Annotated in this window: 1 protein-coding gene; it reads left to right on the top strand. The window is 62.8% G+C overall.

From position 1 onward, the window contains the following. Positions 1-573 (top strand): cbb3-type cytochrome c oxidase subunit I (locus EOA60_RS36390; RefSeq protein ID WP_206628471.1); only part of this gene is annotated, 573 nt, incomplete at both ends.

Genomic DNA, 573 nt, shown 5'->3' with positions numbered 1-573 from the left:
ATCCAGATCTCCGGCGTCGGCACGCTGCTCACCGGCGTCAACCTGGCGACCACCATTCTCAAGATGCGCGCGCCGGGCATGGGCTATCTGCGCATGCCGATGTTCTGCTGGACATCGCTCGCCTCCAACCTGCTGATCGTCGCGGCCTTCCCGATCCTCACCGCCACGCTCGCCATGCTGACGCTCGACCGCTACCTCGGCTTCCATTTCTTCACCAACGAAGCCGGCGGCAACCAGATGATGTTCATGAACCTGATCTGGGCGTGGGGCCATCCGGAGGTCTACATCCTGGTGCTGCCCGCCTTCGGCATCTATTCCGAGATCTTCTCGACCTTCTCATCGAAGCCGCTGTTCGGCTACCGGTCGATGGTCGCGGCGACGCTGTTCATCTGCATCGTCTCCTTCATGGTCTGGCTGCACCACTTCTTCACCATGGGCGCCGGGGCCGACGTCAATGCCGCCTTCGGCATAGCCACCTCGGTCATCGCCGTCGGCACCGGGGTCAAGATCTACAACTGGCTCTTCACCATGTATGGCGGGCGCGTGCGCTTCGACACGCCGATGCTGTGGGCG

The organism is Mesorhizobium sp. M1A.F.Ca.IN.020.06.1.1 (assembly GCF_004023265.1).
GTDB lineage: Bacteria > Pseudomonadota > Alphaproteobacteria > Rhizobiales > Rhizobiaceae > Mesorhizobium.
The sequence above is the reverse complement of the archived record's forward strand: the minus strand, read 5'-3'. Positions and strand labels throughout refer to the sequence as shown.